The organism is Nostoc sp. NMS7, assembly GCF_017115085.1.
Lineage (GTDB): Bacteria > Cyanobacteriota > Cyanobacteriia > Cyanobacteriales > Nostocaceae > Nostoc.
In genome coordinates, this window is the sequence record NZ_JABXKJ010000029.1 from 1 (window position 1) to 8,942 (window position 8,942).

6 protein-coding genes and 1 pseudogene are annotated in these 8,942 nt (G+C 42.0%); 3 read left to right on the top strand and 4 right to left on the bottom strand.

The annotated features are described in order from the left end of the window. The first annotated feature begins 885 nt into the window (after nt 1-885). On the top strand, nt 886-1,572 hold the full coding sequence (locus tag HWQ38_RS02090) for a hypothetical protein (protein ID WP_292789630.1): 687 nt from the start codon (nt 886-888) through the stop codon (nt 1,570-1,572). Nucleotides 1,573-1,770: 198 nt separating this feature from the next. Then, complete coding sequence (locus HWQ38_RS02095; protein ID WP_292789632.1) at nt 1,771-5,628, top strand: tetratricopeptide repeat protein; 3,858 nt, start codon at nt 1,771-1,773, stop codon at nt 5,626-5,628. A 298-nt stretch (nt 5,629-5,926) separates the two neighbouring features. Here HWQ38_RS02095 and HWQ38_RS02100 read toward each other — a convergent pair whose 3' ends face one another. The 3 genes from HWQ38_RS02100 to HWQ38_RS02110 form a co-directional block, all read right to left on the bottom strand. Next, on the bottom strand, nt 5,927-6,127 hold the full coding sequence (locus HWQ38_RS02100; protein WP_292789634.1) for a hypothetical protein: 201 nt from the start codon (nt 6,125-6,127) through the stop codon (nt 5,927-5,929). 290 nt (nt 6,128-6,417) lie between these two features. Beyond that, the gene (gene recR / locus HWQ38_RS02105; RefSeq protein WP_292789635.1) at nt 6,418-6,975 is read right to left on the bottom strand and encodes a recombination mediator RecR; all 558 of its coding nucleotides are present in this window, start codon (nt 6,973-6,975) and stop codon (nt 6,418-6,420) included. A 355-nt stretch (nt 6,976-7,330) separates the two neighbouring features. Beyond that, nucleotides 7,331-7,681 carry a histidine triad nucleotide-binding protein gene (locus HWQ38_RS02110; protein ID WP_292789637.1) on the bottom strand — a complete coding sequence of 117 codons (351 nt, stop codon included), beginning with the start codon at nt 7,679-7,681 and terminating at the stop codon, nt 7,331-7,333. A 261-nt stretch (nt 7,682-7,942) separates the two neighbouring features. Between HWQ38_RS02110 and HWQ38_RS02115 the strand changes: the two genes are divergently transcribed. Further along, on the top strand, nt 7,943-8,188 hold the full coding sequence (locus HWQ38_RS02115) for a hypothetical protein (RefSeq protein ID WP_366933210.1): 246 nt from the start codon (nt 7,943-7,945) through the stop codon (nt 8,186-8,188). Between the two features lie 231 nt (nt 8,189-8,419). Here the strand turns inward: HWQ38_RS02115 and HWQ38_RS02120 are convergent. Next, nucleotides 8,420-8,942 (bottom strand): annotated as a pseudogene (locus HWQ38_RS02120) (hypothetical protein); the annotation flags it as partial.

An 8,942-nucleotide genomic window follows, 5' to 3' on the forward strand; every position in this document is an offset into this window, starting at 1 on the left:
TAGTTCAATTGCTTGAATCACTTTTTGACGTAAATCATAACTATAGGATTTAGCCATAATATCGATCAAAGATTTCAGCTACATATTTAACACTGCTAATCATATTATATGTCCTAACGTATATGGCTACTGCTATAGCTTAACTGTTGGCTTCATCACCCGCCTAGAACTAAAGTTCTTTGGCTTTTAGCTAAAGTCTACTCAAGTAGACTAAAGATTTTTCAGATTATTTAGTCATCTAAAGATTGACTTTCGCTATTAGCAAGGAACTTCAGTTCCTTGCGGGACATGGCTTTTAGGTTAAGTTGACACGTATGAGCATGGCTTTTCCCCTACAGCATCGTCTATTTACGATCAAAGGATAATTAATCAAAGCCTGAAACAACCTATTTTGCTTAATGCACATTACGATGAATTTGTAAAGTGCGTAATTCCTATATTAAACATTGCCTATACTCAGTCGAGCCAATGTTGAGCAATGTTCTTAAGCACCATTGGTTTAAGTTAGGACTGACGCAAAACTATACCTGTAGGGGCAATTCATGAATTGCCCCAACCGTAAAATTAGGGTTTCAGCTATTGTTTGTGTAAGTCCTGTAAGTAAGCGAGTGTGAATAATTAAAGGTTTGTAGTAAGCGGCTCTAGCCCTATTCTCAGGGCTGGAGCCGGGGAGCACAGGGAAAGTTGCAGTAAGTCTTTACCCCATGCGCGATGCCCAATACTTCTCTACGAGAGGCTACGCCAACGACAACGCTCAGTACAAGTGCCCCATGCCCTAGAGGAAAAAAGAGATTTCCAGTCTATAGATTTTATTGACGGAACTAACGCCATAGTCCAGTGCGATCGCTACAATTTTAGGATAAGCAATACTCGATGGTGTAGCAGATGCTCAAGCGGCTATTTCAATGGCTCAAAAAGCTTTTTCAGAGCTTGTTTGGTGGAAAACAGACTGCCTCAAAATATCGGGGGAATGTGCAAAAAGAACCAGCACCACCCTTAAGCGATACGGATCTGGAATTTCTCTTCAACGAACTGTTGCAAGGAGTACATCAAGCACGAGGGGAAGCATGGGCACGGAAGTGGCTGCATAATATTGAACATCGCATCCCAACTGAACGCTGGGTTGAGTGGTTAGGGCGCTTTGGCGACAGATTGCTGGCATCACCTACACCCAATAATGAAATAGCTGCGCGGTTAGTGGAACTGGGTGAGTTGGGCATCGGAGAAGTCGGAGATGTTGCCTATAGTATCGGGATGCAATTATTGACACGCAATCAAGGCGAACCAATTTGGGAATATGAAGGCCCGGATGCTCTTAGCACAAGTTTGCTCTCTGAGCCAACCGCCCTAATATTAGAATCAGCAGATCAGCCAGAGAACCTCCCAGAGGGAGAATCCCAAACTGTCACCCTAGAAGAGTTGTTTGTGATGTTGCAGCAGGATCAAAACTTACGCCAGCAGATTGCTGAACAGCTTGCGGTTGAGACAGACGATCCCCAACTGCTTGTCCAGGCATTGATTAGCCAATTATATCCGGCTGGTCAATCGACTACAGAGCAAACAGAAAATTAAGAGCTTGGCAAACTCAAAATTCAAGAGTTGAATCTGGTAATTGTAACGTTCTAATGCTATGCTCTTGAAGTTTTGGATATTTTTTGCTAATCTGCTACGCAAGCGCTGTCAGGATCTAATGGGTTTTTACGTAATTGATGATTTTTTGAACACAACGATGGCTACAATCTAGAAAAACAAAATCCAAGAGTGTGGCAGATGCTCAGGCGGATATCGCAGTCGCTTAAAAGGTTTTTAAAGCGCCTCATTGAAAGTAAGCAGACTCGTCGTTCTCTCAAGGGTGGGAGAGGACGCAATGTGGTGGGGGTAATACCAGAACTAACCAATGCGGATCTGGAACAATTGTTTATCCAATTGTTAGAAGGCGTGCATCAAGCACGAGGACAACAGTGGGCATTAAGGTATCTGCAACGGCTCGAAAATCGGATTCCGGCTGAACGCTGGATAGATTGGTTGGTGATGTTTGGCGAAACCTTGTTAGCTTCACCTGCACCGAATCCTCTGTTAGCATCCCAGATGGTGCAGCTGGGAGAACTTGGGATTGGCAGAATTGGAGACGTTGCATACAACATTGGCATCCGCCTGATGCAAAACTCACCCATACCTATAGAGTATGAGGACAATCAGGCGCAAGATGGGGTAGAAATGACTCCTGGGCAAGCGCTGATCCGCGACTTAGGCGAACAGTTATGGGAGTATGACGAGGGAAATGCAATAGAAGCGACTCCTGGGCAAGAGTTAATCCGCAATTTAGGCGAACAGTTATGGGAGTATGACGAGGGAAATGTCGGAGAATCTACAACCGATGAAGAAATTCTCCCAACTTCCCCTGGTCAAGAGCTAATCCGTAGCTTAGGTGAGCAGTTATGGGAATATGATCTGCAAGATGTTGAACCAATAACCTTAGCACCCGAAAATGTCTCTTCTGAGGAAGAATTGACTGAGAATTTAGAGGAACTGGTATTGGAATATGAACCAGAAGACACCCAAAGCACAATCAGAGAAAATCTCCCTCTCCCCGCAGCCGAAGATTCAATCACCTCATTAGCCCAACTGAGGTTCGGCTATGAAGAGAAAGTTACTCCAACTAAAACACCAACAAATGTCCTTTCGACTAGAGAAAAAACTGAATTAACAACGTCTGACTTGGAGTCAACCTGGGATAAGACTTTGACGAATTTAGAGCCAAACGTGGCTTATACCCTAGATGAGTTGTGGGTAAGCTTGGATCAAAGTACCAATTTAGTCCAGCAACTTGCTGCTAATTTGGCAGATCAAAGCAATAATCCCTCTGGTATTATTGAGCGACGTAGCGATAATCCTGTTACCCAGGCTAAAACGTGGTTTTACCAAGGTCTAAGCCAAGCGAAAACGGGTGATTTGTTAGGCGCGATCGCCTCTTATGACCAAGCGATCAAACTACAACCCAAATTCCCCGAATATTGGTTTAACCGAGGCTTGACGCTGTTTCATTTAGAACGTTTTGATGAAGCGATCGCATCTTACCAAACCGCCACAGAACTGAAACCTGACTTCTACAAAGCTTGGTACAACAGAGGTCGAACTCTGGGAGAATTAGGATATTTTGAAGAAGCGATCGCTTCTTTTGACAAAGCCATAGAAATCAAATCAGACTACCAAGAAGCTTGGTCTAGCCGGGGTTTGGCGCTGTTAAAGTTAGGTTGGCTACCAGAAGCTATTTCTAGTTATGACCATGCGCTACATCTGGAACCAGAAGACCAGGAAAACTGGTATTACCGAGGCATAGTACTAGCTGTAGGCGAACAATTTGCCGAAGCGATTATATCTTACGACAAAGCGCTAGAAATTCACCCAGAGTATCACGAAGTCTGGATAGACCGGGGTGTAGTGCTGTTTAATTTAGGAAGGTGGTCAGAAGCGATCGCCTCGTGGGACAAAGCCCTCTCAGTTCAAGGCGATTTCTACTTAGCTTGGTACAACCGGGGTATAGCATTAGACAACTTAGGACGCCACCAAGAAGCGATCGCCTCCTATCAGCAAACGATCGCCATTAAACCCGACTTCCATTTAGCTTGGTATAATCAGGCAGTAGCACTGTTTTCTTTAGAACAATTTGCCGAAGCGATCGCCTGTTATGACAACGCTTTGCAAATTAAACAAGATTATTGGGAAGCTTGGATTGGTCGGGGAAATGCGATCGGTAATTTAGTAGATTCTGAGGCATTGCTGAATTTGTCGAGTCGGATAACAGCGACAAATCCCGCCTTACAACAGGGCGGCTATGAAGGAAAATTAGCCAGCTATGAGGAAGGGTTAAAGCATCTGCGGACAGATACCCATCCAGAAGGTTGGGGTAGATTGCATGTTGCGATCGGTAATACTTACTACGACCGAGGCAAAAAACATCCCAATAGCCGCGATTATTGGCGCAAAGCCGCATCTGAGTACCATCAGGCGCTATTAACTCTCACACTAGAATATTTTCCCCAGTTGCACCTAGAAGTTTTGCAATCTCTAAGCAAAGTGCTGATGGGTTTGGGACAAACAACACAAGTTCAAGAATTGCTGCAACGCGGCACAGATTTATTGCAACAATTGCTGAGTGAAGAAACTCGCTCAGACGAAAGTAAAAAACAGCTAGCTTTAAAATTTGCCGGCTTTGAGCAATTAGCAGTTGATTTAGCCGTAGAGTCCGGTGATTTAGTTGAAGCTTGGCAAATTGCCGAACAAGGTAAAAATGCTTGTTTAAACTGGCTGCTATCTGGCTGGAATGATCAGATTTACTCACCTGATTATGGCAGAATTCAACAACTATTCAATCCCACAACAGCAATTATTTACTGGCATATTAGTCCAGTTGCCCTACATACTTTCATTCTCAAAGACCAAGCACCATCACCAATCCTCCTGTTTACACCCATGCAAGATCCTGGGGCAATACTTTTAGGAGAAGACGCTATCCGTCTAAATGAATTGCCCTTACCCGAAGCAGTGCAACGCCTAATTGAATTTGAAAGTTGGCTAGAAGATTGGCATCAACAATATCAAGATTATCGCAGCACGGGTCAAGACAAAGAAAGTAAAAGCCAGCATTCTTGGCGAGTTGATATGGAACAAAAACTGTTGCAACTGTATGAAATTCTGAATATTTCCACAATTGCACAGGAACTCGAAGGCATCACCCAACTGGTTTTAATTCCTCACCGTGACTTGTCCAGATTGCCCATTCATACCCTTTTCCATCTCTCTAACCCATCGCCGGAAGAGTTGCCGAATGTGGAGTCAAATTTCAGCGTTACCTATCTGCCTAGTGCCCAAATAGGTTTATCAATAAAAACTGAAGAGATTTGGCAGTGGCAAAATCAGTTATTGCTCAGTGTTGAACATCCTGAAAGTGCAGCTTATCCCACACTAAAATTTGCCAAACTTGAATCGGAAGTTGTGAGCCAGATGTTTAATAATATCAAACGAATTCAGGGGTCAGAAGCTACGAAAACTCTTGTCAAAAACACCTTATTTGCTAATTACAACATTTTTCATTTTACGGGTCGTGTTACTAATAATTTAGCTGAACCTAAAAAGTCAGAATTAGCATTAGCAGGTGAAGACAAACTTACTCTAGATGAATGCCAACAGAATCTAGCAAGTTACAATCTTATTACTCTCTCTGCCTGTGAAAATTTAAGTACTAGCAACCAGACTATCAGCAGCGAATATGTGAGTTTAGTTAGTGGTTTTGTGAGTCAGGGCGTTCCTCATGTAGTGAGTACTCTCTGGAGTGTAGAATCTTCAGCTAGTGCCTTGGTAATGATCGAGTTTTACCGGCGATTGCAGCCCAATAAATCAGCAGTTACTGCCTTAGCGGAAGCAACACAATGGCTGAAAGAACTAACTGCTGGAGAACTGACAAAATGGTATGAAGATATCTTGAATAATCTGCATCCCGATGAATTACGAATTCAAACTTATTTAGCGACACAACTATATAGAAATAGTAAAATGGCATCAGATAAAAATCTTTATAATCATCCTTACTACTGGGCAGCATTCACGATTACGGGTAAGCCGAATTAATCTTTTGTGCTGCTGCTAAAACTGCTATTTTATTCCTCGCCGATTCTTGACCACAAGTACTTAGCATCAGCACTGTAAATAACATTAGTATTATGCTGCTTGTGCGATCGCTATGGTGGACTCAATAATCAGGTATTCAATATACTTCTTGCATAAATCAAAAAAAGAACCCCACCCCGCTTGCGGGAAAGGGCTGGGGGTGGGGTGTTAGGGACTTTTGCAAGAGGTCTAATCCATCATTGTTGAGTTTAGTTACAAATGAGAGCCGACGCAGTTAAACCTTGACTCGTTGTCGGAGTCAACTTTGCTCCTGGTCAACTTTTTCGATATCATCAGGTGTACCAGTGGCAGAAATTTTTGATGCGCCAGATTTACCTGCACCTGAGTTGCCGCCAGAAGCGCCAGCACCCCCTGAGTGTTTAGAATCCGTGTTGCCTTGTTCTTCTTGAAGCTGTTCAAGACGGTTTTTTTCTTGAGCTTTATCTTTTTGGTCAGCCATATCTTATTTAGATTTTTTGCGTAGCGATCGCTCTTAACTCTATCATTTTCCTTATTCAAGCGACACTAGAGGCAAATGCTTTTAATTAACGCTTCTGGACTGGGTTGATAGCAATAGGTCACTCTCTTTAAGACTAGCTTGTTGATTTTTGGGTTATGAGATTGCCCAAATCCCTTTGCACACATGGCACTGACTCAAAATTTACGTGCTGGCAAACGTGATTTTAACATAATTAGTCAGGCGATGAGCAGAAGCGAAAGCTAGCTTTAAATAAGGAAGTTTATTTAAGCCTAATCTAACTCCCGACGTCCTTCCAATGCCCTTGCTAGGGTCACTTCGTCGGCGTACTCCAAATCACCACCTACAGGCAAACCAAAGGCAATCCGCGTCACTTTGGTAAATGGTTTTAGTAGCTGACCGATATATAGTGTTGTTGTTTCCCCTTCTACACTCGGACTAATTGCGAGAATTACTTCTTGAGGTTTTTGCTGATTCACCCGGCGCTGCAAAGCCACTATAGTCAACTGTTCTGGGCCAATTCCATCAATTGGCGAAATCACCCCACCCAAAACGTGATATTTACCTTTATACTCGCGCGTTTTTTCCAGCGCAATCACATCGCGGGGATCTGCTACAACACAGATAGTGCTGTTGTCACGGTTGGAATTGCGGCAGATTTCACAAACTGGTTCAGCAGATAAGTGAAAGCAAACAGAACACAAGCCTATTTGTTTTTTTGCCTCAATCAGAGCTTGTGCCAAAGCTTCTACTTCTGCTTCTGGGCGCTTCAAAATATGCAAAGCCAGTCGCTGGGCAGATTTAGGGCCAACTCCCGGCAAGCGTTGCAATTGCTCAATTAACCGTGCTAAAGGGCGTGCGTAAACCGTTGTCTTATCTCCTGAATGTTTTTACTTTTACTATGATGACATTCTTACTGGTTTTTGGATTGGTCATTTAATTTATCAGAAGTCAATGAGATTCTACACCCCCGTCTGCTAAATACACGTCACCCTAAAAGGGGTTCAGAAATATTCAGACTTGATGTTGGGTTTCACTTCCTTACGGGACGCTGTTCGCGTTCGTTCTACCCAACCTACGAATGATTAAATTCCATACTCTTTTTGTCGTTTTCTGTACTAAGTTGCAAACAGTGATTTTTTTTAGTGATGAATTGCGTCTAGAGACACAATTCATCGGGTTTTATCAACCAGGAGGCCAGTTTAACTGCCGTCCTCCCAAAATATGCAGATGTAAGTGATGGACTGTTTGACCACCGTCATCACCAGTATTGATGACAACTCGATAACCATTTTTCAGTCCAGCTTCTTCTGCAACACGTTTGGCGGTTAACAAAAGATGCCCCAACAGAGCATGATCGTGAGATTCAGCATCAGCTAGTGAGGGAATGGGTTTTTTGGGAATGACGAGGATGTGAACGGGCGCTTGGGCGTGGATATCTTTGAATGCCAGGGCTAAATTATCCTCATAAACAATATCAGCGGGAATTTCCCGACTAATGATTTTGCTGAAAATCGTTTCTGTAGCTTCACTCATGCCAATCTACCTGCTCATCTGCTAGAGATTTTAAAAGTTTACTGTAGGTTTCTTCCTGTCTGCCTTACAGCAATGTTAAGAAAGATGTGACTAATGGATAGCCCAATATGGGAGAGGGGAGTGCTTATTTTAAATACGGGATGACATGACAACTGTATATGTTATAACTTTGTACGAATGATGTTTAGTGAAGCTCGCATAACTTCAGGAGTAGTCACGGTGAATCAGATACAACTGACTTTAACTATTGGTTATCTGTTAATGACATGCTATTTTTTAAGCAATTGGTTAATATTTTTGCTACGTCATCCTGCTTCCACTCCAGAAGATAAATTTTTATCAGTTGTGATGTTTTTGGTAACAACTATCTTCTGGCCTCTGATGATTCCGATGTCTTGTTTAGAAATAGTTCAAAAAAAACGAATAGACTTTAGTAAAATGATTCCTGTTCTCTTAGCAATATTTGTATTTAGTATTTCATATTATTTAACTGAGATTGCCTACTAACTGAAATAATGGCTCTGCGATCATCCCAAATAGCAGCTAACTGGATATCGATTTTATAGGGCAAGATGTTAAATTTTGCCTCACTATTTATCAAGCCTATCGCTTCAACGCTTTGATTGTCGCATCGTCATCCAAGTGGAATTCTTGGTAGGCTGTCAAACTCGTTTTGGGTTGAGATGGTCGTTATCGAACCAAAAAATCACTCTAATTTCATCGGGAGAATACATGATGTTATTGTTTTTGTATTTTTAATTCACATTGTTGAAAAATATAATTCACCGCCGCAAATAATTTATCTAAATCTTGAATTACATACAAATTTTTATTTCGAGTAAACACATCAGCAATCAACTTTCCAAATTCCCATATTTTGCCGTTAGAAACAATCCCAAAAACAGGGCTGGCAAAATCATCATTAATTCGCTGCACTGCGATCATTTCAGCTAAACACTGACCCCAACCTTCTTCAAATTTGTCCTGTTTAGCTTCAACATTCAAAAAATAAGGTTTATCAAAAACAATCGTACCCAGAGGGTTTCGCTGTGTCACCGTATAATCTGGAACCCCTGATAAATCTTCATCGTAAGCTAATCTTTCATAACTTCAAAGTGTTAATTTACTTCGGTAAGTTTTCCATACTTCTTTCAATACTGGATAGATGAGATTTTCACCAATAGCATTTTTATAATTATCAATAACTCGTATCCGCTGAATAAATAGGGGATAGGAAGAAAAATAAGAGGATACAAAGGGT